Raw genomic sequence first — 25,369 nt, forward strand, 5'->3', positions numbered from 1 at the left:
GAGGAGAGGCATGGCCAGCGTCAACAGCTTCAACGCGAAGGAAACCCTGAACGTCGGGGACACCGCGTACGAGATCTACCGCCTCGGGGCGGTGACCGGCGAGGGCCTGGACGTCGCCTCGCTGCCCTTCAGCCTCAAGGTGCTGCTGGAGAACCTCCTGCGCACCGAGGACGGCGCCGACATCACGGCGGACGACATCAAGGCGCTCGCCGGCTGGGACGCCGACGCTGAGCCGAGCAAGGAGATCCAGTTCACGCCGGCGCGCGTGATCATGCAGGACTTCACCGGCGTCCCGTGCGTCGTCGACCTCGCCACCATGCGTGAGGCGATGGCCGACCTCGGTGGCGACCCGAGCAAGATCAACCCGCTCGCGCCGGCCGAGATGGTCATCGACCACTCGGTCATCGCCGACGTCTTCGGCACGCCGGACGCGTTCGAGCGCAACGTCGAGATCGAGTACGAGCGCAACCGCGAGCGCTACCAGTTCCTGCGCTGGGGCCAGACCGCGTTCGACGACTTCAAGGTCGTCCCGCCGGGCACCGGCATCGTGCACCAGGTCAACATCGAGCACCTCGCCCGTACGGTCTTCACCCGCACCGTCGACGGCGTCCTCCAGGCGTACCCCGACACCTGCGTCGGCACCGACTCCCACACCACCATGGTCAACGGCCTCGGCGTCGTGGGCTGGGGCGTCGGCGGCATCGAGGCCGAGGCCGCGATGCTCGGCCAGCCGGTCTCGATGCTCATCCCGCGCGTCGTCGGCTTCAAGCTGTCGGGCGAGCTCCCCGAGGGCTCGACCGCGACCGACCTCGTCCTCACGATCACCGAGATGCTGCGCGAGCACGGCGTCGTCGGCAAGTTCGTCGAGTTCTACGGCTCCGGCGTCGGCGCGGTGCCGCTGGCCAACCGCGCCACGATCGGCAACATGAGCCCCGAGTACGGCTCGACCATCGCGGTCTTCCCGATCGACGACGAGACCACGAAGTACCTGCGCCTCACCGGCCGTTCCGAGGAGCAGATCGCGCTCGTCGAGGCGTACGCAAAGGCGCAGGGCCTGTGGCACGACGCCGACCACGAGCCGCGCTACTCCGAGTACCTCGAGCTCGACCTCGCGACCATCGTGCCGTCGATCGCCGGCCCGAAGCGTCCTCAGGACCGCATCGTCGTCACCGACGCGAAGCAGTCGTTCCGCGGCGCGCTCGTCAACTACGTCGAGCACGCCGAGGAGCCGCCGATCGGCGCGTACGACGAGGCGCTCGAGGAGTCCTTCCCGGCCTCTGACGTGCCTGCTGCCCACGAGGACGTCCACGGCCAGACCCCCGCGACGGACTACCTCTCGCTGGCGCCGAAGGACAACGGCCGTGCGAGCAACCCGCAGCGCGTCACCACCGCCGACGGCACGACGTACGAGCTCGACCACGGCGCCGTGACGATCGCGGCGATCACGTCGTGCACCAACACGTCCAACCCGTCGGTCATGATCGGCGCCGCGCTGCTCGCGCGCAACGCCGTCGAGAAGGGCCTGACCCGCAAGCCGTGGGTCAAGACCACGCTGGCGCCGGGCTCGAAGGTGGTCTCCGACTACTACGACCGCTCTGGCCTCACGCCGTACCTCGACAAGCTCGGCTTCAACCTCGTCGGATACGGCTGCACCACCTGCATCGGCAACTCGGGCCCGCTGATCCCCGAGGTCTCGCAGGCGGTCAACGACGGTGACCTCGCCGTCACCTCGGTGCTGTCGGGCAACCGCAACTTCGAGGGCCGGATCAACCCTGACGTGAAGATGAACTACCTGGCGTCCCCGCCGCTGGTCGTCGCGTACGCGCTGGCCGGCACGATGGACACCGACCTGTTCAACGACTCGCTGGGCAAGGACAAGGACGGCAACGACGTCTTCCTGCGCGACATCTGGCCGTCGCCGTCGGAGATCGAGGAGGTCGTCGCCGGTGCGATGTCCGCCGAGACCTTCAAGCGCGAGTACGCCGACGTCTTCACCGGTGACGAGCGCTGGCAGTCGCTGCCGACGCCCGAGGGCGACGTCTTCGAGTGGGACGAGGACTCGACGTACGTCCGCAAGGCGCCGTACTTCGAAGGGATGCAGCACGAGCCGTCTCCGGTCACCGACATCGAGGGCGCGCGTGTGCTCCTCAAGCTCGGCGACTCGGTCACGACCGACCACATCTCGCCCGCCGGTGCGATCAAGAAGGACAGCCCGGCCGGCAAGTACCTCGCCGAGCACGGTGTCGCGCCGCGCGACTTCAACTCGTACGGCTCGCGTCGTGGCAACCACGAGATCATGATCCGCGGCACGTTCGCCAACATCCGCCTGCGCAACCAGCTCGCGCCGGGCACCGAGGGTGGCTTCACGCGCCAGCTCAACGAGGGCGGCGAGGTCACGACCGTCTTCGAGGCGTCGGAGAAGTACATCGCGGCGGGCATCCCGCTGGTCGTGCTGGCCGGCAAGGAGTACGGCTCGGGCAGCTCGCGCGACTGGGCAGCCAAGGGCACCGCGCTCCTGGGCGTCAAGGCCGTCATCGCCGAGTCGTACGAGCGCATCCACCGCTCGAACCTCATCGGCATGGGCGTCCTGCCGCTGCAGTTCCCCGAGGGCCAGACCGCCGACTCGCTGGGTCTGACCGGCGAGGAGACGTTCGAGTTCCACGGCGTCACCGCGCTCAACGAGGGCCGTACCCCCAAGACCGTCAAGGTCCGGGCGACGCTCGGCGGCGACGAGGCGATCGAGTTCGACGCCATCGTGCGCATCGACACGCCGGGTGAGGCGAACTACTACCGCAACGGTGGCATCATGCCGTACGTCCTGCGGTCGTTGATCGGCTGAGTGCCGCTCGACTGATCCTCACGGCTCACCCCGTCACGTCCGGCGGTGAGCCTGGTCCGACCCGGTGCCGACCGGTCGGACCAGGCTCACCGTCGACGTCGTTGGGGCGGAGTTGGTCTCGATTTTGTTGCGGCGGTGACAAAATCAGGTCCGGGCGTGCTAGTTTCGCCTCGCCCTACGACCACAGCGAGGAGGGGCGGCGCGGTGCCACTGCAGCAGCAGCGACCGATCGGCAAGGGTGCCAACCAGGAGGCGGTACGCCGCCACAACCTCGGCACCTTGCTCGGTCACGTGCATCGCGACGCCGACGTGTCGCGCGCCGACCTGACGATCCGGATGGGCCTCAACCGGTCCACGATCGCGGCGTTGGTCGGTGAGCTCGAGCGACTCGGCGTCGTCGCTCAGGCGTCGCCTCGCGGTGACCGTCAGGGAGCAGGACGCCCCTCGCTGCACGTACGCCCCGGTGAGCGGCACGTGTGCGTGGTCGCCGTCGAGCTGCGGGTCGAGAGCATCGAGGTGGCCCGGATCGGCCTCGGCGGCACCGTCCACGGACGCCGGTCCGTGCCCGTGGAGATCGGTGCGTCGCCCGCCCAGGTTGCCGACCAGGTCGTCCGTACGGCGGCCGACCTCCTCGTCGACGTCCCTGCCGACACTCTGCTCGTCGGGGTCGGCGTAGGCATGCCGGGCATCGTCTCCACCGAGGACGGGCGCATCCACTACGCGCCCAACCTCGGGTGGTCGGACGTCGCCTTCAGCGAGCTCGTGCAGGAGCGCATCGGAGGCGAGATCCCGGTGGTCATCGGCAACGACGCCAACCTCGGAGTCCTGGCCGAGCATGCCCGCGGTGTCGCTCGCGGGATGTCGGACGTCGTCTACCTCAGCGGCGACGTGGGAGTCGGCGGTGGGCTGATCACGCGTGGTCGGAGCCTGCTGGGCACCGTCGGCTACGCCGGCGAGGTCGGGCACATGCGGGTCTCGGCCGGTGGCCGACGCTGCCGCTGCGGCAACCTCGGCTGCTGGGAGACCGAGATCGGCGCGGTCGCCGTCGCCGACGCGCTCGGGACCCCCTCGCACGACATCGCGCACCTCGTCGCCCTGCTGGAGGACGTTCGTACGCCCTCGGACCCGCTGCGCGAGGTCGGCCGGATGCTGGGTGTCGGCATCACGAACCTGATCAACATCTTCGACCCACAGGTCGTCATCCTCGGCGGCCTGCTGAGCGCGCTCTATCCGGCGGTGGGTGCCGACGTCGACGCCGAGGTGCGGCACGGGACCCTCGATGCCGCCGACCGGCGTACGGAGGTGCTTCTGCCAGGGCTCGGGCGCGACTCGGTGCTGGTCGGGGCGGGCGAGCTCGCGTTCGGGGCCATGATGAGCGACCCGTTGCTGGTCGTCGCCTCGGCGGAGCAGGCCGTCCACCGGGTGCGCGTCGCGTCCGCCTGAGTCACGCCCGCAGCTCCTTGTCGAGCGGCGTCGGGAAGCTCGGTGTGAAGGTCGCGGCATCGAGCAGCACCTGCAGGCGCTCGGCCTCCGCGGCGACGGCGGCGGCTGCGTCGGTGCCGACATCCTCGAGGAGCCGGTGCACGACCTCGCCGCCGGCACGTACGGCCCATCCGCCGACGACGCGACCGTCCCACCAGACGGTGGGACCGATGTTGCCCATGCGGTCGAACAGGCGCTCGCGGTGCTCGCCGAGATACCAGGTGCGGTGCTTCCAGCCCATCGGCGTCGGGTCGAGCGCGGGGAGCAGCGCGGCGCCGGGCGGTGCCGCGGCATCGGGGATCTCGATGCTGGGGAGCATGATGCCGGGCCCCTCGGCGAGCGTCACCTCGACGAGATCGAGCCTGGCGAGCGCGGCACGGGTGTGCGTCTTGTTCCAGCCGGCCCACCACTGGAGGTCGTCGGGCGTCGCGGGGCCGAAGGCCTCGAGCCAGCGCCGTGCGAGGAGCGTACGGGCGTCGGCCTCGGGGAGCTCGGGAATGCCGTCGGGGAACCACGACTCGATCGGGGCCCAGGCGTGGTGGCGCGACGTCCAGCTGCCGCGCGGCTCGGTGCGGACGATCCGGCCCTCGGCGGATAGCAGGGCGAGCGTCTGGGACGTGACCGTACGGCGGACGTCCCACGCCTTGTCGGTCGTCGGGAGCAGGGCGGTGCGTAGCGCGGGGACGGCTGTGCTGATCTCGGCGCCGGACAGGGTTCTGCCGTCGCGCGCGGCCGTACGGAGCACGGCGTCGACCCCGCGTTCGACCCCGGCGAGCCACGCCTGCGGGTCGGGCACCTCAGGGTCGGTCGGGGTCTTGACGAGCTCCTTGAGGAGTCGCGTGCGCAGCATGCGGGCGACCCCGAGGCTCGCGCCGGCGTGGATCGCCGGCACGTCGTCACGACCGGCGACGAACAGCGTGCGGCGCATCGCGAGGACGCGCACGAGGTCGCGGCGTTCGTACATCGCCGCGCGGATGTCGTCGCGGGTGAGTCCGGGTGCGCGGGCGAGCACGGAGAGGTAGACCGTGGCGGGGTCTGTCGCGTGCAGGACGAGAAGGTCGGAGACGACGTCCTCGACGCGCGGGGATCGAGGGGCCATGGTGTGACCGACCCGATGCTGGACGACCAGTCGTCGACGGCGTTGCTCATCCGTGAGGTGCACCAGCCCATCCTGGCCGACCTCGGTGACAGATCACGCGGAACGTCGACGGATCGTACGCTGACGGCGTGACCATCCATTCCGACCACCCGTTCCTCCCGCCGGAGGGCGAGCGCGACCCGCTCAGGCGGCTGCGCGGCCGACTCCCGCAGGCGGTCACGCTCTGCACCGCCGGAGAGGGCCGTACTCGTGTCGGCCTGACCGTTTCGTCGGTGGTGGTGGCCGACGGTGCACCGGCCCGCGTCCTGCTGCTCGTCGACGAGGACAGTGACCTTGCCGACACGCTCGAGGTGGGCGGACCGTTCGTCGTCAACGTGCTCGGCGCGCGTGACCGCGCGCTCGCCGACCCGTTCGCCGGGACGGCGCCGGCGCCGGGTGGCGTGTTCACGCTGGGTGTGTGGCGGCAGACCCTGTTCGGGCCCGTGCTGGAGTCGGCGGCTGCGTGGCTCGGGGCGCGGGTCGCCGTGGAGCCGCGTCAGGTCGGGTGGCCGCTGCTCGTCGAGGGTGTCGTGGAGCATGTCGAGATCGGGGAGGACGGGCCCGCGCTCACCCATGTGCGTGGGCGCTATCTCGACCTCGGCTGAAGACGTGACAGCACTTGTATAAGTGCTGTTACGGTTGTCCTGTGGACCCCACCGACGAGAACTTCTGGCAACCGCTTCGCGCGCTGCAGGACGCGATGGACGCCGAGCTGACCGCGCTCTACCGTGAGCGAGGCCTTGCCGTACGCCCCCGGCTGACGAAGCCGGTCATCAAGCTTGCGCACGCTGGTCCGATGTCGATCCGCGCACTCGCGGAGGCCGTCGGTGTCACCCACTCCGCGGCCAGCCAGACGGTCGCGATCCTGCGCGCCGACGGCCTCGTCGAGACCTCGCCCGGACCGGACGCCCGTACGAGGCTCGTCAGCCTCACCGCGCACGGACGCGCGCTCGTGCCGCTGCTCGAGGCGGAATGGCGCGCGACGGAGCGAGCCCTCGCCGAGCTCGACGCCGAGGTCCCGTACTCGCTCATCGCGGTCGTCGCTGACCTCGAGGCGGCGCTGAGGCATCGGCCGTTCCGTGACCGGGTCGCGGCGCACCTGCCCGACGAGCTCGCGCGATGAGCGCCCGGGCGGGGCTGCTCGACCTCGCCCCGCTCAGACGAGGACCGGCGTTCCGGTGCCTGTGGGCAGGTGGGCTCATGAGTGCCTTCGGAGGTCAGATCGGTCTGGTCGCCCTGCTCCAGCTGGTCTGGGACCTCACGGGCAGCGCCGCGATGATGGGGACGCTCGGCCTCGCGCACGCGGTCCCGATGGTGGTCCTCGGGCTGTACGGCGGCGCCCTCGCCGACTCGTACGACCGGCGGAGCGTCGTGCTCGCGACGACGGCGGGTGGCGCGGCGGTCGCGGTGGCTCTCGCCGCGCAGGCGGCGTACGGGATGCGCTCGCTCCTGCTCGTCCTGGCGCTCGTCGCGCTGCAGGCGGGCCTCGGCGCCCTCGGTGCGCCGGCGCGACGCGCCCTGATCGCCAGGCTGCTCCCGCCTGGCGAGGTCGCCGCCGGAGTCGCGCTCACCCACGTGGGCTTCCAGGTCGCGATGCTCGTCGGCCCGGCGGTCGGTGGCGTGCTCGTCGCGTACGGCGGAGCGGAGGTGGCCTTCGCCGTCCAGGCCGTCCTGATGGTCGTCGCGTGGCTGGTGACGCGAGGTCTGCCGGCGGTCTCGCCGAGGGGGGTGGCCGAGCGTGGAGAGCGTGCCGCGGTCCTCGCCGGGCTGCAGTACGTCGCGCGTTCGGCGCTCCTGCGGGGAGCCGTCCTCACCGACGTGCTCGCGACGGTCCTCGTGATGCCAGTGGCGCTGTTCCCGGTGGTCGTCGACGCCCGGTTCGACGGCGACCCGGCGATCACGGGGCTCATGCTCTCGGCCGTCGGGGCCGGCGGCATCGTCGGCGGACTCGCTTCCGGGGTCGTCACGCGCGGTGCGCGTCCGGGACGCACGATGGTCGTGGCGGCGACCGTCTGGTGCCTCGGCGTCGCGGCGTTTGGCGCGTCCCTGTGGCTGCTGCCCGCGTTGGCGGCACTGGCCGTGGCGGGTGCGGCCGACACCTTCGCGGTGATCGCCCGCGGTGTCGTCACCCAGCTCGCGACCACCGACGAGCAGCGTGGACGGGTGTCGTCGGTCGAGTACGTCGTCGGCGTCGCAGGACCCGACCTCGGCAACGCCCGAGGGGGAGTGGTCGCCGGGTTCTCGTCGCCCGAGGTCGCCCTCGTGTCCGGGGGTCTGCTCGGCGCGGCCGGCGTGATCGCGGTGTCGGTCACCCACCCCGCAGTACGGGGGTTCAGCCGCGCGTCGGGCGCCGAGCGGCCCGTGCCGCGAAGGCGTCGAGCGCGTCGATGACCTCCGGGCACTGCCAGACGCGGTTGCGGGCGCCGCTGCCGACCTGGACGAGGACACCCGCCTCGACCAGGCGGTCGATCGCCCCCTGCGCGGCGACGTCGCTGACCCCGAGCTCGCGCGCGACCAGCGCGTTGTCGAGCGCGGGGTGGCGGACGAGCACGGCAGGCATCCGGTGCACGGCCGCGTGCCGCCGCGCGACCACCCGCTCGGCCCAGCGGGCGCGCAGGCCTACGAGGTCGGCGACCAACCTGCGTCCGTTGTCGACCGCGCGCAGCGTCGCGGCGGCGAGCTCGGCGACGACCGGCGCGGGGTCGCCGTCGCGATAGGACCCGAGTGCCGCGAAGTAGCGGCGGGGCTCGCCCACCAGTCCGCTCGAGATCGGGACGGAGACGCGTTCGGTGACGGCTTTGCTCCGCAGCATCGCGTGGATCAGCGCGCGCCCCGTACGGCCGTTGCCGTCGGTGAAGGGGTGGATCGTCTCGAACTGTGCGTGCGCGATCGCGACCTGCGCCATCACCGGGACGTCGTCGCGGCGGACGAAGCGCACGAGGTCGTCGATCGAGGCCTCGACGCGCGTGTGGTGCGGCGGAACGAACTCGGCGTCGTGGGGGCCGTACGAGGAACCGCCGACCCAGACCTGCTCGCTCCGCCAGCGGCCAGCGCCGCGCGGGTCGGTGTCGCCGAGCAGCGTGCGGTGGAGGGTGAGGAGCGCATCGGCGTCGAGGGAGTCGGCGAGCGCGAGCGCGGCGCGCATCGCCTCCACGTTGCGGACCACCAGTCGGGCGTCGGGCGAGGAAGCGGCGCCGATCTCGGCGAGCGCGAGCTGGCGGGCGTCGGCGTCGACGTGCTCGATCCGCGACGACGACGCCGACTCCGTCCGCAGGAGCAGGGCGGAGAGGGGGCCGATCTCGCCGAGGGTGTTGGCGTGGTCGCCGTCGCCGAAGGCGTGCGAGAGCCCGGCGTCGAAGCGGGCGATGGCCGTGGTGGCCTCCTCGGCCTCCGCGAGGACAGCGGCGTCGAGGCGTATGGGGAGCGTGGCGATCGGGGAGAGGACGGCCGCCTGGTACGGCTGGGAGTGACGCCGCAGCCGCGCGCGTGAGACCCCGTACGCCGGCAGGCGCGTCCAGGGGTGCGCCTCGTACGACACCGCTGGCCAATCCTTGCCCACCGCTTCACCGTACCGAACCTTTGCCGACTTACGTTCGTCAACGAGCGAGCGCGGCGCGGATGCGGGCGGCGTAGTCGTCGGCCTCGCCCGCGGCGTACTTCGTGCGCGGCCAGAAGAACCCGCGCAGCCCGTCGCCCTTGGTCCGCGGAACGACGTGGACGTGCAGGTGCGGGACGGACTGCGACACGACGTTGTTCTCGGCGACCCACGTCCCCTGCGCCCCGACGACCTCGGGCAGGTTGCGCGCGACGTGCTGCACGACGCCGAAGTACGGGCCGAGCCGCTCCGCCGGGAGGTCGGGGAGCGTCACGACGTGGTCGCGCGGAGCGACGAGGACGTGACCCTTGAAGACGGGACGATGGTCCAGGAAGCCGATCGTGTCGGTGTCCTCGTACACGATGGGGGCGTCGAGCTCTCCCGTGACGACGCGGCAGAACGTGCACGACGCGTCGTACGTCCCAGACATGGAGGCATCACACCATGACCGCCCGTCTCGCACCGGACGACCTGGCGCTCCGCACCCTCGCGCGCCAGTTCCCGGCCCCGACCGGCACCGCGGTCACCGACCTGGTCGCTCTGTACGACGCGCTGGGGCCGGTCCAGACCCAGGTCCCGCGGGCCGCGTTCCTCTTCGCGGCCTCGCGGCTGCCCGGCATCACTCACGAGACGGTGGTCGAGGCGTTCGACTCGTACGCGCTGGTCAAGGGGACGACCCTGCGCGGCACGGTCCACTCCTCGACGCCGCAGCACCACGCGTGGTCGTCCGCGGTGACGTCGGTGTGGCTCGACAAGGCGTTGGCCAAGGGTCTCGCGCTCGACCAGATCGGCCCCGACGAGGTCCGCGCCCGCACCCGGGACTACGCGAGCGACGAGTGGCGCGAGCGCGACGACCTCATCGCCCACGTCGCCGACTGGCTCGCGTCCCAGGAGTCGGAGGGGCACGGCACGGTCGCCGACTCGTACGCCCGCAACCTGCTGCGCGGTGCGCCGTGGCTCGTCCGTCGCCCGCCCGACCGGCGGTGGCACACCCGCACCGACACGCTCTACCGCTCGTCCGCGGCGCTGACCGGCATCGACCCGTCGCTCGCCCCTGAGGTCGCGCGCCGCGAGCTCGTCCGCGTCCACCTCGGCGCGTACGGTCCCGCGACCCGGCGCGACGTCGCGTGGTGGCTGGGTGACAAGCTGCGCCCGGTCGACGCGGCGATCGCCGCGCTCGGCGACGAGGTCGTCACCTACGAAGGGCCCGAGGGGCGCACCTATCTCGATCTGGCCGGCGCCCCCGACGGCAGCGACTATGCCGGCGGGCTGCGGCTGCTCCCGGAGTTCGACGGCGTGATGCTCGGCTACGAGGGGACGGGCCCGGAGCGCGCACGGTTCACCGCCCTCGACAACCAGCGGCACGTCTTCAACCGCGTCAACGGCACCACGACCCCGGTCGTGCTCGACGGGACGCGGCTGGTCGCCCAGTGGCGGCTCATCCCGCGCGGCAGCCGTGTCGACGTGGAGATCGTGCCGCTGCCGGGGGAGCGGGCGCCGTCCGAGGACGCGGTCGCCGATGCCCTGCCGGCGGTCGAGGCGGTGCTCGAGACGGAGGTCGCCGACCTTCGCACGGTCGCTCGGGGCGCCACCGCAGACTGACGGTCGGCGGGCGGGTAGGTGCCATGGCCTAAGATCGAATGACGCCCACCCACACCCGCGGAGGACCATGAGCACGCTCGATCAGATCAGCCAGCCGAGCGATCTGAGGGATCTCACCGATGCCGAGCTGGATGCGCTCGCCGAGGAGATCCGCGAGCGCCTGATCGTCGCGGTCGCCACCCACGGGGGCCACCTCGGCCCCAACCTGGGGGTCGTCGAGCTGACGATGGCGATCCACCGCGTGTTCGACTCGCCGCGTGACCGGGTCATCTTCGACACCGGCCACCAGGCGTACGTCCACAAGATGCTCACCGGTCGTGCCGCCCAGTTCGAGCGGCTGCGGATGGAGGGCGGCCTGTCGGGCTACCCGAGCCAGGCCGAGTCCCCGCACGACGTCGTCGAGAACTCCCACGCCTCGACGAGCCTGTCGTACGCCGACGGCCTCGCCAAGGCCAACACCGTCCAGGGTCGTCCCGACCACGTGGTCGCGGTGATCGGCGACGGCGCGCTCACCGGAGGCATGGCCTGGGAGGCGCTCAACAACATCGCCGCCGACGCCGACCGGCGCCTCGTGGTGGTCGTCAACGACAACGGGCGCTCCTACCGACCCACCGTCGGCGGGCTCGCCAACCACCTCGGACGGCTGCGCACCAATCCGCGCTACGAGCCCGCGCTCAAGGCCGTACGCGAGCGGCTCTCCAACTCCAACATCGTCGGCCAGACCGCATACGAGGCGCTGCACGCGATCAAGAAGGGCCTCAAGGACGCGCTCTACCCGCAGGGGATGTTCGAAGACCTCGGTCTCAAGTACGTCGGGCCGATCGACGGCCACGACCGCCCTGCCGTCGAGAAGGCGCTCGCGCAGGCAAAGACGTACGGCGGACCCGCCATCGTCCACGTCATCACGACCAAGGGCCAGGGCTACCAGATCGCGGTCGCCAACGAAGAAGACCAGATGCACCAGGCCAAGGCGTTCGACCGCCTGACCGGCGAGGCGCTCGCGGTAGAGCCGACCTCCTGGACGTCGGTGTTCCGCGACGAGCTGGTCCGCATCGGTGACGAGCGGCCGGACGTCGTCGCGATCACCGCCGCGATGCTGTCCCCGACGGGTCTCGACGCGTTCGCCGACAAGTTCCCCGAGCGCACGTACGACGTCGGCATCGCCGAGCAGCATGCCGTGACCAGCGCCGCTGGGCTTGCGATGGGCGGGCTGCACCCCGTCGTCGCGGTGTACGCGACCTTCCTCAACCGGGCGTTCGACCAGGTGCTCCTCGACGTGGCGCTGCACAAGTGCGGCGTCACGTTCGTGCTCGACCGCGCGGGCGTCACCGGCGACGACGGCCCGAGCCACAACGGCATGTGGGACATATCGATCCTGCAGGTCGTGCCAACCCTGAGCCTGGCCGCACCCCGCGACGGCGCCCGCCTGCGTGAGCTGCTGCGCGAGGCGGTCACGGTCGACGACGCGCCGACTGTCGTCCGGTTCCCCAAGGGTGGCGTGCCCGGCGACATCGAGGCCATCGGCACCGTCGGCCGGAGCGACGTCCTCTTCCGCGAGGGCGACGACGACGTCCTGATCGTCGCGGCGGGCCCGATGGTCCGCCAGGCGCTCGACGCGGCCGCGCGGCTGCGCGCCGAGGGCGTCGGAGTCACGGTGGTCGACCCGCGGTGGGTCAAGCCGCTCGATCCGGCGCTCGTCGAGATCGCCGCCCGTCACCGCCTTCTGGTCACCGTCGAGGACGGCGGCCGCGTGGGCGGCATGGGGTCGGTCCTCACCCAGATGCTCGCCGACGCCGACGTTCGTACGCCCGTCCGCATTCACGGCGTCACGCAGGAGTTCTTCGACCACGCCAAGCGCGACGTGCTGCTCGAGCGGATGGGGCTGACGGGCGAGGCGATCGCCGCGGACACCCTCGCGCGCCTGTGACACACGCTCCTCGCTGACGCGCCTGCGCGGCCCGTTGCGGGCATAGTGACCCCAGAAGGGGGATCACGATGGCCAAGAGCGAGCTCTTCCGTACGAAGTCCGTCGAGCAGTCGATCCGCGACACCGACGACCCCGAGACCAGGCTCAACCGCAACCTCGGGGCGATCGACCTGGTGGTGTTCGGCGTCGGCGTCATCATCGGCGCTGGCATCTTCGTTCTGACCGGCCGTGCCGCGGCGACGAACGCCGGTCCGGCGATCGCGATCTCGTTCCTCGTCGCCGCCCTCGCCTGCGGGCTCGCGGCGCTCTGCTACGCGGAGTTCGCGTCGACGGTGCCGGTCGCGGGCAGCGCGTACACGTTCTCGTACGCCACGTTCGGCGAGCTGGTCGCGTGGACGATCGGCTGGGACCTCGTCCTGGAGTTCACCGTGGGGGCTGCCGCGCTGGCGTCGGGCTTCTCGTCGTACTGGAACAATCTCGTCGACGGGACGTTCCTCGAGCTGCCCGCACATTTGAACACCGCGGCGGGCACCGGCGTCGTGGACATCCCTGCCATCGCGATCTCGCTGATCGTGATGTGGATCCTCATCACCGGCATCAAGTTCTCCAGCCGGATCAACCAGCTCGTCGTCGCCATCAAGATCGTCGTCGTGCTGCTCGTGGTCATTGCGGGCATCAAGTACATCGACACACAGAACTGGTCCCCGTTCGTCCCGCCGTCGGCCTCGCCCGAGAGCGGTGAGGGCGGCTGGCTCAAGGTCCCGCTGATCCAGACGATCCTGGGTCTCGAGCCCGCGGTGTACGGCGTGGCGGGGATCTTCGCCGGGGCGGCGATCGTGTTCTTCGCGTTCATCGGGTTCGACGTCGTGGCGACCACCGCGGAGGAGACAAAGGACCCGCAGCGTAACGTCCCGATCGGCATCTTCGGCTCGCTCGCCATCGTCACCGTGCTCTACATGGCGGTGAGCGTGGTCATCACGGGCATGCAGAACTACCAGGACATCGACCCGCTCGACGGCGCTCCGCTCGCGACCGCGTTCGACGCCGTCGGCGTGACGTGGATGGGCGACGTCATCTCGGTGGGCGCCTGCATCGGGCTCGTCGTCGTGGTGATGATCCTCATGCTCGGCCAGACGCGCGTCGCGTTCGCGATGGCGCGCGACGGGCTCCTCCCGCGCTGGCTGGCAGGGACGCATGCGAAGCACCGCACCCCGCACCGGATCACGTACGTGACGGGGTTCGCGGTGGCCGCGATCTCTGGCTTCGTCGACCTCTCCACCCTCGCGGACCTCGTGAACATCGGCACGCTCTTCGCGTTCGTCCTTGTCAGTATCGGTGTCGTGATCCTGCGGAAGACGCGGCCGGACCTTCCACGCGGGTTCACGGTTCCAGGGGCCACGGCTGTGGCCGTCGTGGCCGTCCTCGCGTGCGTGTACCTCATGCTCAACCTCGTGGGCGAGACATGGGTGCGCTTCTTCCTGTGGATGGCGCTCGGGTTCGTCGTCTACTTCGCGTACGGACGTCGGCACAGCAGGTTGGGGCGAGGGGCCGAGGCTGCCCGAGCCGCCGATCAGCCGTCCCCACCCGCCGCGTAGTCTGGAAGGCGCGCGCCCGCCGATCCGTACAAGCGGGAATCCCGTGCGGTCGGCGGACGTTGGGAGGTGTCGTGGTGCGCAAGTGGATCGCCCGGCTGAGGCCAGGGTCTCGTGACAGCGGAGTGTTCGACGGTCTTCCCGAGGGGGTGAGACCGACAATGATCTATGCCTTCGACGGCTTCCTCAACGCCGGCTCCGCCCCGCGGCTCGCGCTGGAGCACCTCGAGTCGCGCGACGAGGGCGAGGTCGTCCACGAGTTCGATCTCGACGACTACTACGACTACCGCGCGCGCCGGCCTCCGGTCGTCTTCGACCGTGACCGCTACGCCGACTACGAGCGCCCGTCGCTCGAGCTGCGCCGGCACAGTGATGACCACGGCGTCCCTTACCTCGTGCTGACCGGGCCGGAGCCCGACTTCCGCTGGGAGCAGTTCGCCGAGGAGGTCCACGACCTCGTCGAGGCCCACGGGGTGGAGCTCGTCGTCGGGCTCGGTGCAGTGCCGATGGGCGTCCCGCACACGCGGCCGTCGGTCGTCACCAACCACGCGGTGCGCCGCGACCTGCTCGACCGCAAGAACCTCTTCCGCGCGCAGGTCGTCCTGCCCGCGAGCATCCAGTCGGTCCTCGAGCTGAGGCTGGGGGAGTGGGGGCACGACGCGCTCGGCTACGTCGCCCACGTCCCGCAATACGTCGCCCAGGTCGAGTACCCCTCGGCGTCCGTCGCCCTCCTGGAGGCGGTCGCGACCCGTACGGGGCTGCAGTTCGACCTCGAAGAGCTGCGCCTCCAGCAGGCCGAGACGGTCGCAGACATCCACAAGCAGGTCGAGGAGCAGGACGGCGGCGAGGTCCTCGCCGGTCTCGAGCGCCAGTACGACCAGATGAACCGCTCCGCCACGGAGCCTCTGGTCACGGACGAGTCAGAGTTGCCGACGCCCGACGAGATCGGCCAGCAGTTCGAGCAGTTCCTCGCCCAGCTCGACGAGCGCGAGTCCGGCCCGTCCGACTGACGTCGGCGCTGGTGAGGCGCCGCTCACAGCTGCGGCGTGGTCGCCGCTGATCCGCGTACGAGGCTGTCGGCTCGTGAGACGATGTGGCGCGTGCCTGCAACGATCGAAGAACTCGTCGACCTTCTCGACCTCGAGCGTCTCGAGGAGGATCTCTTCCGCGGCGGACACCCGAAGGGGAGCGAGCTCACGCGGGTCTTCGGGGGGCAGGTCGCCGCGCAGGCGTTGATGGCTGCCGCCCGCAGCGTCGACACCGACCGGGCGGTGCACTCCCTGCACGTCTACTTCTTGCTCGGTGGCGATCCGAGCGTGCCGATCATCTACGACGTGGAGCGGATCCGTGACGGCGGCTCGTTCTCGACGCGGCGGGTCTCGGCGCGCCAGCACGGCAAGGTCATCTTCTACATGACGGCGTCGTTCCACCGCCACGAGGACGGATACGCGCACCAGGACGCGATGCCCGAGGTGCCCGCCGTCTCGGCGTCGCCCGAGCTGGCCGAGGTGCTGGCGTACGTCGACGCCCAGGCTGCTGAGCACTGGCGCCACGAGTGGTCGGCGCTCGACGTCCGCTACATCGGTGACAACCGCGCTGCTGACGATCCAACCAGGCAGCTGGTGCCGGCCGTCCAGCGGCTGTGGCTGCGGGCGCTGGGCGAGCTCGGCGACGATCCTGTCCTCAACGCGTGCGTGCTCACGTACATCAGTGACCTGAGCCTGCTCGGCTCGTCGCTCGTCCCGCACGGGCTGACCATCGGGTCACCCACCATCCAGCCGGCCTCGCTGGACCACGCCGTGTGGTTCCACCGGCCGATCCGCGCGGACCACTGGATGCTGTACGACCAGCGCTCACCGTCCGCGATCGGCGCCCGCGGGTTCGCCACGGCCAACATCTTCGCGGAGGACGGCGCACTGCTGGCCTCCGTCGCGCAGGAGGGGCTGATCCGCCCCGTCACGCGCCAGCCGAAGGCCTGACGCCCCGGTCGGTGCAGGTGTTGCGTTGGTCGCTGGGTGGTCACTGGGCCCGCTGCGGGTGACCACCGGCGGACTGACGTGCGCGGCGGACCAGACTCGTGCGGGCCGCCCGCCGTACGACCTCAGGCAGGCGTGACGCGGGCGACAAGGTGCGTCGGCGCAGGCTTGTCGCCGCGCGGGCGACCCGTGATCCCGAAGAGCAGCTCCTCGCCCTCCGTGCTCGACCCGAAGGTGACCGTCGCCGGGAGCAGGATCGGACGCCGGAACTCCGCGACGACCGTGTACGCGTCGGCGAGGCGGTTCTCGACGGCCGCCAGCGCCCGCGCCTTGCTCCACATGCCGTGCGCGATCTGACGGGGAAATCCGAAGGCCTTCGCCGACAGCTTCGAGAGGTGGATCGGGTTGCGGTCGCCCGACACCGCCCCGTACCGCCGGCCGAGCCCCGCGTCGAGCCGCCACGTCGCCGAACCGGCCGGCGGCTCGACCCCGTCGAGCGGCGCCCGCGCCGCCTCCGCCTCCGCGCCACCACCCCCTCGCCGCAGCAGCGTCATGGTCTCCTCCCACACGACCTCGTCGTCGACCCATACGGTGCTGAGGACGTCGACGAGGGTGCCCTTCGGGTGCGGGCGCAGATCCGCGGCCCGCACCGACACGTCGTACGTCTCCGTCACTGCGATCGGACGGTGCTGCGTGATCGTGTTGCGTAGGTGGACCAACCCCATCGGCGCGAACGGGAACGCCGTGTCGACCATCAGCGCCATCTGCAGCCCGAAGGCCGCCATGTGCGGGTATGTGACCGGCAGCGTCTCGCGCAGCGCGAACCCGCAGACGTCCGCGTACGACGCCAGGTGGTCGAGGTCGGTCGTCACGCGGGGCCGCTCCAGCGTGAGGTCCGGGACGGCGCCCGAGGCGTGCCGTACGCCGGGGAGCCCACCGACCACCGGCACTGCGGGGAGCGCAGCACGCAGGTAGAGCGGGAGGATCGACGGCGCCTCGGCGTACTCGCGGAGGATCACCTCACGCTCCCAGCAGGCTCTGGCCGCAGACGCGTACGACGTTGCCGGAGACCGCACCCGAGCCCGGGCTGGCGTACCACGCGACCGCCTCGGCGACATCGATCGGCTGCCCACCCTGCGACATGGAGTTCATCCGGCGGCCGGCCTCGCGGATCGCCAGCGGGATCGTCTTGACCATGTCGGTCTCGATGAAGCCCGGCGCGACGGCGTTGATGGTCAGGCCGTCGGCAGCGATGCGCGGCGCGAGCTCGTGGACCCAGCCGATGACACCGGCCTTGGACGCCGCGTAGTTGGTCTGCCCGTTGTTGCCCGCGATGCCGGCGATCGACGAGACACCGAGGATCGTGCCGCCGCTGCGGATCAGCTTCTGGTCGAGGAGCTCGGCGGTGATCCGCTGCGGAGCGTCGACGTTGATCTCGAGGACCTTGTGCCAGTTCTCGGTCTTCATGTTGCGCAGCCGCTTGTCGCGCGTGATGCCGGCGTTGTGGACGACGACGTCGACGCCACCGTGGTGCTCGGCGAGGTAGGCGGCGATCCGCTGCGGCGCGTCGGGCGCGGTGATGTCGAGGATGATCGACTCCCCGCCGAGCGCGGCCATCTCGCGCTGGAGGTCGTCGGCCAGCGGCGCGACGTCGAGACCGACGACGGTCGCGCCGTCGCGGTGCAGCGTCTGCGCCATCGCGAGCCCGAGCCCACGCGACGCGCCCGTTACGAGGGCGACCTTGCCCGCGAGCGGCGACGCGGGGTCGTACGAGGGAGCGTCGGCGAGACCGGTGGTGCCGATGCGGATGACCTGGCCGCACACGTACGCCGACTTCGGCGACAGCAGGAAGCCGAGCGTCGACGAGATCGCCCCCTCCGCGCCGGCCGCGACGTACACGGTCTGCGCGGTCGAGCCCTTGCCGAGCTCCTTGCCGAGCGAGCGCGTGATGCCTTCGAGCGCACGCTGCGCGATCGCGCGGCCGGGCGTGCCAGCCTGCTCGGGCGGCGTGCCGAGGAGCACGACGCGGCCACAGCCCGACAGGCTGCGCAGCACCGGGGTCAGGAACTCCTGGACCACGTCGAGCCCGGCCGCCGTGTCGATGCCGGTGGCGTCGAACACGATGCCCTTGACCCGGGTGCCTTCGTCGAGCCTCGAGGTGGTGGTCACCGCGAGGTCCGCGAGGGAGTCCGCGACCGCCGATCCGAGGGTCGACCCGGGCGCGGCACCGACCAGCACCGTCCCGTCGACCAGCGGCGCACCCGCGCGGTAGCGCTCGAGCTGGGGCGGGTTGGGGAGGCCGAGGTTCTTCACCAAGAACTTCCCGACCGGCGTGTGGACGAGGTCTTGGTAGCGGTCGGTCATGTCGTGTGTCCTGCCTCTCGAATACCCACAGTATCTAGAACGTCAGGCCTACCGTAACCTAGAGTTACAGAGTCAGGGCAGGACAGGTGCCCCGCCCGTCACAATGTGGTCAACGCAACGCCTTCTTCGAGGAGAACCCATGGCATCGACCTCCGCCAAGCGCTCCGCCTCGGCGCCTCGCCGGGTCGCAGTGATCGGGGGCAACCGGATCCCCTTCGCGCGCTCCAACACGATCTACTCGCACGCCTCCAACCAGGACATGCTGACCGCGGCGCTCGACGGGCTGGTCGCCCGGTACGACCTCGAGGGCGAGCGTCTCGGTGAGTTCGCCGCGGGCGCGGTCCTCAAGCACAGCCGCGACTTCAACCTCGCGCGCGAGACGGTGCTGGGCTCGAAGCTCGACCCGACGACTCCCGCGTACGACGTCCAGCAGGCCTGCGACACAGGCATCCAGGCAACGATCCAGGTCGCCAACAAGATCGCCCTCGGCAAGATCGACGTCGGCGTGGCCGGCGGCTCCGACACCACCTCCGACGCACCGATCGCGGTGGGGGAGCGGCTGCGCAAGATCCTCCTCGATGCCAACCGCGCCAAGGACCTCAAGGGTCGCCTCGCCGCTCTGGCCCGGATCCGCCCGGGCGACCTCGCGCCGTCGATCCCGCAGAACTCCGAGCCTCGTACGGGGCTGTCGATGGGTGAGAGTCAGGCGCTCACCACCCTCGAGTGGGGCATCGCCCGCGAGGACCAGGACCAGCTCGCCGTCGAGTCGCACCACAAGCTCGCCGCTGCATACGACCGAGGCTTCCTCGACGACCTGCTCACGCCGTACCTCGGCCTCGAGCGTGACCAGAACCTCCGCGCCGACTCGTCTGTGGAGAAGCTCGCGACGCTGAAGCCGGTCTTCGGCAAGGGCGAGTCGGCAACGATGACGGCGGCCAACTCGACCCCGCTGACCGACGGTGCGTCCACGGTGCTGCTCGCCTCGGAGGACTACGCGAAGAAGAAGGGGTGGGAGCCGCTGGCCTACCTCACCGAGTACGAGACCGCCGCCGTCGACTACGTGAACGGCAGCGAGGGGCTGCTGATGGCTCCGGCGTACGCGATGCCACGGATGCTCGCCCGTGCGGGCCTGACGCTGCAGGACTTCGACTTCTACGAGATCCACGAGGCGTTCGCGTCGCAGGTGCTCAGCACTCTCAAGGCGTGGGAGGACCCGATCTTCTGCAAGGAGCGCCTCGGCCTCGACGCGCCGCTCGGCGCGATCGACCGCGCCAAGCTCAACGTCGCGGGCTCGTCGCTGGCCGCCGGGCACCCGTTCGCCGCGACCGGTGGCCGCATCGTCGCCACGCTGGCCAAGCTCCTCGCCGAGAAGGGCAAGGGGCGCGGCGTGATCTCGATCTGCGCCGCAGGCGGCCAGGGCGTCACCGCGATCCTCGAGCGCTGAGGGTCTCGACAGGCTCGACCAGCGGACGGCCGGCGCTCCGCCGGTCGAGCCTGTCGAGACCTCCGCGCCGTCCGCGCCGTCAGTCCTGCGGGTCGTCGGCGACAGCCATCGCCTGGGCCGCGCGGATCGTCTGGCGCTTCACGGCCTCCCACGGGACCCTGCGCACGGTGGGGACGCCCGGGGAGGCCTCGCTGACGAGCAGCTGGTTGCGTGCGAACCGCAGCGCGCCGAGCGACTGGGTGTAGAGCATGTTGGCGAGCATGTACGGGTCTTCGGCGTGGAAGTCGCCCGACTTGTTGCCGGCCTCGAGCACGTGCGCGAGCACACCGAGAGGGCCGAGCATGCCGCGTCCGAGGCGCATCATCGCGCCCTCGGAGACGCTGTCGAGCAGCTCGTTGCCCGGCTTGCTGAGGAGATCGAGCGCGCAGTCGACGAACGCCGGGTATTCGTGGCCGCGGTCGAGGAACGCGCTCGCGACCCGCTCGAGACGCTCGGCAGGCGCGGCACGGGGGTCGTCGGCCTCACGCATGACCTCCGCGATCTCGTCGAGGTAGCCGATCAGCGTGAGCGCGAACAGCTCCTCCTTGCCGGAGAAGTGGCGGTAGATGATCGCGCGGTTGATGCCGACGGCCTGGGCGATGTCCTCGATCTGGGCGTCGCGCACTCCGACCGTGTCGAAGAGGTTCCGCGTGGCGCGGATGATGTCGTCCTCACGGGCACGGCGGCGTGCGGCGGTCGCGCGGGCGCCACGCAGGGCCCTCGGCTCGCTCTCGTCGGTCTTGGCTTCTCCCACATCCGAAGTCTAGAGGGATCGCGTGCCGGGCGGGACATCGACACAAGACACCACAGTGGGTGTGTTGAGTGTCCGGGGTGCCGTGACCGCGTCGAAGTGTCAGTGGTACGACGTACGCTCGACACATGCGTTCCGTGAAGGACCTGCAGCGCCAGGTCGCGCCCTTGCACGTGGTCTCCGACTTCGAGCCGAGCGGCGACCAGCCCCGCGCCATCGCCCAGCTCACCGAGCGCGTGCAGCGCGGCGAAACCGACACGGTCCTCCTCGGCGCCACCGGCACCGGCAAGACGGCCACGGTGTCCTGGCTCGCCGAGAACCTCCAACGGCCGGTCCTCGTGATGCAGCCCAACAAGACGCTGGCGGCACAGTTCGCCAACGAGCTGCGTCACCTGTTCCCCGACAACGCCATCGAATACTTCGTCTCCTACTACGACTACTACCAGCCCGAGGCGTACGTCCCGCAGACCGACACTTACATCGAGAAGGACTCCTCGATCAACGAGGAGGTCGAGCGGCTGCGCCACTCTGCCACCTGGAACCTCCTGACCAGGCGCGACGTGATCGTCGTGGCAACGGTCTCGTGCATCTACGGCCTGGGGTCGGCCGAGGAATACATGAACCGCATGATCCACCTCCAGGTCGGCGCGGAGATGGATCGCGACAAGCTCCTCCGGACGCTCGTCACCGCCCAGTACTCCCGCAACGACCTGGCCGCGACGCGGGGGACGTTCCGGGTGCGCGGCGACACGCTCGAGATCTTCCCCGTCTACCAGGAGCTCGCGGTCCGCGTGGAGTTCTTCGGCGACGAGATCGAGCGGCTGATGACGCTGCACCCGTTGACCGGAGAGGTGCTGAGTGACGAGCGCGAGCTGTACGTGGGCGCGGCGACCCACTACACGGTCGGCCCGGAGCGGCTCGAGACGGCGGTCCGCGGCATCGAGAACGAGCTCGAGCAGCGCCTCGCCGAGCTCGAGAGCCAGGGCAAGCTCCTCGAGGCGCAGCGCCTGCGCATGCGCACCACGTACGACATGGAGATGATCCGGCAGGTCGGCACGTGCTCGGGCATCGAGAACTACTCGCTTCACATGGACGGCCGCCCGCCCGGCTCCGCACCGAACTGCCTCCTCGACTACTTCCCCGAGGACTTCCTGCTGGTCGTCGACGAGTCGCACGTGACGATCCCGCAGATCGGCGCCATGTACGAGGGCGACATGTCCCGCAAGCGCACGCTGGTCGAGCACGGATTCCGCCTGCCGAGCGCGATGGACAACCGTCCTCTCAAGTGGGAGGAGTTCCTCGACCGCATCGGCCAGACGGTCTACCTCTCGGCGACTCCCGGCCCGTACGAGATGTCCAAGGTCAAGGACGAGCACGACGTCGTCGAGCAGATCATCCGCCCGACCGGCCTGGTCGACCCCGAGGTCATCGTCAAGCCGACCAAGGGCCAGATCGACGACCTCATCGAGCAGATCCGCGGCCGGGTGGAGCGCAACGAGCGGGTGCTCGTCACGACGCTCACCAAGAAGATGGCCGAGGACCTCACCGATTACCTCCTCGAGGCCGGCATCCGCACCCGCTACCTCCACTCGGAGGTCGACACCCTGCGACGCGTCGAGCTGCTGAGCGAGCTGCGGATGGGGGAGTACGACGTCCTCGTTGGCATCAACCTCCTGCGCGAGGGTCTTGACCTGCCCGAGGTGAGCCTGGTGGCGATCCTCGACGCCGACAAGGAGGGCTTCCTGCGCTCGGGGCGGTCGCTGATCCAGACGATCGGACGCGCGGCGCGCAATGTGTCCGGTCAGGTGCTCATGTACGCCGACACGATCACGCCGTCGATGGAGCAGGCGATCGACGAGACCAACCGACGCCGCGCGATCCAGGTCGCCTACAACACCGAGCACGGCATCAACCCCACCCCGCTGCGCAAGAAGATCGCCGACATCACCGACATGCTGGCGCGCGAGGACGCCGACATCGAGCAGCTCGTCGGCTCAGGTCGGGCGCAGTCGCGCGGCAAGTCTCCGGTGCCGCTGGTGGGCTCGTCGGGCGACGGGAGCCACGTCGACCCATCCACGATGGCCGCGTCCGAGCTCGCGGAGCTGATCCAGGAGCTCAACACGCAGATGCACGCGGCCGCCGAGGAGCTGCAGTTCGAGGTCGCAGCGCGTCTGCGTGACGAGATCGGTGACCTCAAGAAGGAGCTCCGTCAGATGCAGGCCGCCGGCGCGGGGTGAGGACTCGGGGTCTCGATACGCCGGCTCGTTCTCGCCGGCTACTCGACCACCGAGGGTCGGCCTGGCCACGCGTCGGGATCCATCGCGTACACCCATCGCATCCCGGGCCACTCGGTCACCGACCAGAGCTCGCGCCGCTCGGGCCACGCGGCGATGTCCTCGCACCCCGTCGGCAGCACGCCCTTGTGCCGCCGGAAGTCGCCGGGCGCTCCGACGAGGAGGTCGCCCGCGTTGCCGCGCCCCTGGCTCGTCGTCACGTACCACCGGCCGTCGAGAGCAGTCACGCCCTGCATCCGCGCCGACTGTGCGGCGTGCAGCTCGGTCGGGACCGCGCGCCCGGACCCGTCTCGTACGGGCAGGTGCGTCGTCGGGTCGAGCGTGAAGCGCCAGAGCCGCTGGCTGCGTCCGACGCCGCCGTACTCGCCGGCCACCAGCGCGGGCGGCTCGCCTGGGGCCCCGTACGCGACGGAGAGGAACGAGTACCGCAGGCGACTGCCCTCGTCGCGGCTCCAGGCAGACAGGCGCGCGTACTCCGGCAGCACGACCTCGTACCCGAGCCGTCCGGCCACCCCGCGGCCGCGCCCGCTCAGGTCGAGGCGGAGCAGGTCGGAGATTCGGAACAGCACGATCCCGGCCCGCGTCGCCGCCACGTATAGGTACGGGCCGTACCAGGCGATCCCGCCGGCGTGGATCGGGACCGGGCGGGCCCGCACCCCCCACGGCGTCCTCACCGCGCGGACGAGCAGGACGTGCCGATATCGCCGTGCCGCGAGATCGACGAACGTGAGCCGTGAGCCCGTACGACGCGGGCGGTGGTGGGCATACCAGGTGGCGACGAGGACGTCCCGGTCCGTCGCCCCCTCCTGGGCGTCGGCGGAGGTCGTGACGCCCTGGGGATACCAGTGCTCCGTCTCGGCGTCCGTTGGTTCCCAGGCGAAGCCCTTCGTCACCGCGCTCCCGGGGACGTCGGCCTCGCGCAGCCGCAGCACCGCTCCGTCGAGGAGCGAGGGCACGTCGAGCGGCTCTCCCGCGCGCAGCAGAGCGTCCCGGGCGGCCGGTCGTGTGAGCGCTCCGCGCAGGCCTACGTGTCTCACCGTCACGGGGCTGAGCATCTCGCGTTGCGGGTCCGCGCGCACCCTCTGGCACAATGGCGCAGGGAGGGGAGTATTCCTTCGTCGACCCGTCGTCATCACGGCAGCACCAGGTGCAGCCCGGCGGGTCGAGTCGTGCCAGGCGCGCTTTACGCCGTCGCGGCGGAAGAGACCTCCGGCCTGACGAACGATCCGACCGGAGGAACCTGCCCGTATGAACGTCACACCGCTCGAATGGTGGATCACGATCGGCGTCACCGTCGCCGTGCTGCTGTTCGACGTCATCGTGATCGCCCGTCGCCCGCACGAGCCGTCGATGAAGGAGGCCGGCCTGGCGCTGACGGTGTACGTCGGTCTCGCCATCGCCTTCGGTATCTGGGTGTCGAGCTTCCACGGCGGCCAGTACGGCCTCGAGTTCTTCACAGGCTGGCTCACCGAGTACAGCCTGTCGGTCGACAACCTGTTCATCTTCATCATCATCATGGCGAGCTTCAAGGTGCCTCGGGTGTACCAGCAAGAGGCCCTGATGATCGGCATCATCCTCGCGCTGATCTTCCGCGCGGTCTTCATCGTGCTGGGTGCGGCCGCGATCAACAACTTCAGCTGGGTCTTCTACATCTTCGGCCTGTTCCTTGTGTGGACCGCGTACGGGCTCGTCAAGAGCTATCGCAACCACGATGACGAAGAGGCTGGCGACAACGCGGTCGTCCGCTTCGCCGAGCGCCACTTCAGCATCACGGACGAGTTCCACGGCATGAAGATGGCGATCCGCGTCGACGGCAAGCGCTTGCTGACGCCGATGTTCTTGGTGATCCTGGCGCTGGGCAGCACCGACCTGCTGTTCGCGCTCGACTCGATCCCGGCGATCTACGGCATCACGCAGGAGGCCTACCTGGTCCTCACCGCGAACATCTTCGCGCTGATGGGCCTGCGTCAGCTCTACTTCCTGCTCGGCGGGCTGCTGCAGCGCCTGGTCTACCTGTCGCTGGGCCTCTCGGTGATCCTCGCGTTCATCGGCGTCAAGCTGGTGCTCCACGCGCTGCACACCAACGAGCTGTCGTTCATCAACGGTGGTGAGCACATCGACGTGCCGGAGGTGCCGACGCTGGCCAGCCTGGGCGTGATCGTCGTCGTCCTCGGCATCACCGCGGCTGCAAGCCTCTGGAAGACGCGCAACCAGCCGCCTCCGCAGCGTCCTGACGAGCACGAGGACATTCCTCAGGCCTGACGCGGCCGCGCTGCGCGTCCCTCGCCTCGGCGGTGAGTCCGGTCCCACCCAGAAGCATCGGGTG

The 25,369-nt window shown here is 70.5% G+C and carries 20 protein-coding genes; 13 read left to right on the forward strand and 7 right to left on the reverse strand.

The genetic code is table 11. The annotated features are described in order from the left end of the window. Window positions 1–10 precede the first annotated feature (10 nt). The gene (locus ACFSDF_RS18480) at window positions 11–2,839 is read left to right on the forward strand and encodes an aconitate hydratase (RefSeq protein WP_167003082.1); all 2,829 of its coding nucleotides are present in this window, start codon (window positions 11–13) and stop codon (window positions 2,837–2,839) included. Between the two features lie 204 nt (window positions 2,840–3,043). Next, a complete protein-coding gene (locus ACFSDF_RS18485; protein WP_167003080.1) occupies window positions 3,044–4,282 on the forward strand; it encodes an ROK family transcriptional regulator in 1,239 nt (412 codons plus the stop codon). A gap of 1 nt (window position 4,283) precedes the next feature. On the opposite strand, the gene ACFSDF_RS18490 is transcribed toward ACFSDF_RS18485, so the two are convergent. After that, complete coding sequence (locus ACFSDF_RS18490; protein WP_208322340.1) at window positions 4,284–5,420, reverse strand: winged helix DNA-binding domain-containing protein; 1,137 nt, start codon at window positions 5,418–5,420, stop codon at window positions 4,284–4,286. 128 nt (window positions 5,421–5,548) lie between these two features. On the opposite strand from ACFSDF_RS18490, the gene ACFSDF_RS18495 reads away from it, so the two are divergent. Genes ACFSDF_RS18495 through ACFSDF_RS18505 form a run of 3 tightly spaced genes read left to right on the forward strand, consistent with a single transcriptional unit; the run spans window position 5,549 to window position 7,850 of the window. After that, the gene (locus ACFSDF_RS18495; RefSeq protein WP_167003076.1) at window positions 5,549–6,064 is read left to right on the forward strand and encodes a flavin reductase family protein; all 516 of its coding nucleotides are present in this window, start codon (window positions 5,549–5,551) and stop codon (window positions 6,062–6,064) included. 41 nt (window positions 6,065–6,105) lie between these two features. Further along, entirely contained in the window at window positions 6,106–6,582 is a 477-nt protein-coding gene (locus ACFSDF_RS18500) for a MarR family winged helix-turn-helix transcriptional regulator (protein WP_243842948.1), read from the forward strand. Beyond that, complete coding sequence (locus tag ACFSDF_RS18505; RefSeq protein ID WP_167003074.1) at window positions 6,579–7,850, forward strand: MFS transporter; 1,272 nt, start codon at window positions 6,579–6,581, stop codon at window positions 7,848–7,850. The genes ACFSDF_RS18500 and ACFSDF_RS18505 overlap by 4 nt, the downstream gene beginning before the upstream one ends. Here ACFSDF_RS18505 and ACFSDF_RS18510 read toward each other — a convergent pair. Together ACFSDF_RS18510 and ACFSDF_RS18515 are read right to left on the reverse strand one after the other, a co-directional pair. Beyond that, the gene (locus ACFSDF_RS18510) at window positions 7,792–9,018 is read right to left on the reverse strand and encodes a Fic family protein (RefSeq protein WP_167003072.1); all 1,227 of its coding nucleotides are present in this window, start codon (window positions 9,016–9,018) and stop codon (window positions 7,792–7,794) included. The genes ACFSDF_RS18505 and ACFSDF_RS18510 overlap by 59 nt on opposite strands. Window positions 9,019–9,055: 37 nt before the next feature. After that, window positions 9,056–9,484 (reverse strand): HIT family protein, encoded by a 429-nt coding sequence (locus ACFSDF_RS18515; RefSeq protein WP_167003070.1) that lies wholly within the window; start codon window positions 9,482–9,484, stop codon window positions 9,056–9,058. Between the two features lie 14 nt (window positions 9,485–9,498). Between ACFSDF_RS18515 and ACFSDF_RS18520 the strand changes: the two genes are divergently transcribed. The 5 genes from ACFSDF_RS18520 to ACFSDF_RS18540 all read left to right on the forward strand — a co-directional run bounded on the left by ACFSDF_RS18520 (window position 9,499) and on the right by ACFSDF_RS18540 (window position 16,154). After that, window positions 9,499–10,656 (forward strand): DNA glycosylase AlkZ-like family protein, encoded by a 1,158-nt coding sequence (locus ACFSDF_RS18520; protein ID WP_167003068.1) that lies wholly within the window; start codon window positions 9,499–9,501, stop codon window positions 10,654–10,656. A 67-nt stretch (window positions 10,657–10,723) separates the two neighbouring features. Beyond that, complete coding sequence (gene dxs, locus ACFSDF_RS18525) at window positions 10,724–12,583, forward strand: 1-deoxy-D-xylulose-5-phosphate synthase (protein ID WP_167003066.1); 1,860 nt, start codon at window positions 10,724–10,726, stop codon at window positions 12,581–12,583. 68 nt (window positions 12,584–12,651) lie between these two features. After that, window positions 12,652–14,178, forward strand: a complete 1,527-nt coding sequence (locus ACFSDF_RS18530) for an amino acid permease (protein ID WP_167003064.1) — start codon at window positions 12,652–12,654, stop codon at window positions 14,176–14,178. A gap of 74 nt (window positions 14,179–14,252) precedes the next feature. Further along, complete coding sequence (locus tag ACFSDF_RS18535) at window positions 14,253–15,185, forward strand: PAC2 family protein (protein ID WP_167250722.1); 933 nt, start codon at window positions 14,253–14,255, stop codon at window positions 15,183–15,185. 81 nt (window positions 15,186–15,266) lie between these two features. After that, entirely contained in the window at window positions 15,267–16,154 is an 888-nt protein-coding gene (locus ACFSDF_RS18540) for an acyl-CoA thioesterase (protein ID WP_347877938.1), read from the forward strand. 122 nt (window positions 16,155–16,276) lie between these two features. On the opposite strand, the gene ACFSDF_RS18545 is transcribed toward ACFSDF_RS18540, so the two are convergent. Further along, a complete protein-coding gene (locus tag ACFSDF_RS18545; RefSeq protein WP_167003059.1) occupies window positions 16,277–17,170 on the reverse strand; it encodes a MaoC family dehydratase in 894 nt (297 codons plus the stop codon). Window position 17,171: 1 nt separating this feature from the next. Further along, on the reverse strand, window positions 17,172–18,515 hold the full coding sequence (locus ACFSDF_RS18550) for a 3-oxoacyl-ACP reductase (RefSeq protein WP_167003056.1): 1,344 nt from the start codon (window positions 18,513–18,515) through the stop codon (window positions 17,172–17,174). Window positions 18,516–18,654: 139 nt separating this feature from the next. Here ACFSDF_RS18550 and ACFSDF_RS18555 point away from each other — a divergent pair, with 139 nt between their 5' ends. Continuing rightward, the gene (locus ACFSDF_RS18555; protein ID WP_167250726.1) at window positions 18,655–19,959 is read left to right on the forward strand and encodes an acetyl-CoA C-acetyltransferase; all 1,305 of its coding nucleotides are present in this window, start codon (window positions 18,655–18,657) and stop codon (window positions 19,957–19,959) included. A 79-nt stretch (window positions 19,960–20,038) separates the two neighbouring features. Here ACFSDF_RS18555 and ACFSDF_RS18560 read toward each other — a convergent pair whose 3' ends face one another. Further along, window positions 20,039–20,752, reverse strand: a complete 714-nt coding sequence (locus ACFSDF_RS18560) for a TetR/AcrR family transcriptional regulator (protein ID WP_243842947.1) — start codon at window positions 20,750–20,752, stop codon at window positions 20,039–20,041. 125 nt (window positions 20,753–20,877) lie between these two features. Here ACFSDF_RS18560 and uvrB point away from each other — a divergent pair, with 125 nt between their 5' ends. Beyond that, complete coding sequence (gene uvrB, locus ACFSDF_RS18565) at window positions 20,878–22,986, forward strand: excinuclease ABC subunit UvrB (RefSeq protein WP_167003052.1); 2,109 nt, start codon at window positions 20,878–20,880, stop codon at window positions 22,984–22,986. A gap of 38 nt (window positions 22,987–23,024) precedes the next feature. Here the strand turns inward: uvrB and ACFSDF_RS18570 are convergent, their stop codons facing one another. After that, the gene (locus ACFSDF_RS18570) at window positions 23,025–24,086 is read right to left on the reverse strand and encodes a hypothetical protein (protein ID WP_167003049.1); all 1,062 of its coding nucleotides are present in this window, start codon (window positions 24,084–24,086) and stop codon (window positions 23,025–23,027) included. 205 nt (window positions 24,087–24,291) lie between these two features. Here ACFSDF_RS18570 and ACFSDF_RS18575 point away from each other — a divergent pair, with 205 nt between their 5' ends. Then, window positions 24,292–25,305 carry a TerC family protein gene (locus ACFSDF_RS18575; protein ID WP_167003047.1) on the forward strand — a complete coding sequence of 338 codons (1,014 nt, stop codon included), beginning with the start codon at window positions 24,292–24,294 and terminating at the stop codon, window positions 25,303–25,305. Window positions 25,306–25,369 lie beyond the last annotated feature (64 nt).

This window comes from Mumia zhuanghuii, assembly GCF_042681565.1.
Taxonomy (GTDB): Bacteria; Actinomycetota; Actinomycetes; order Propionibacteriales; family Nocardioidaceae; genus Mumia.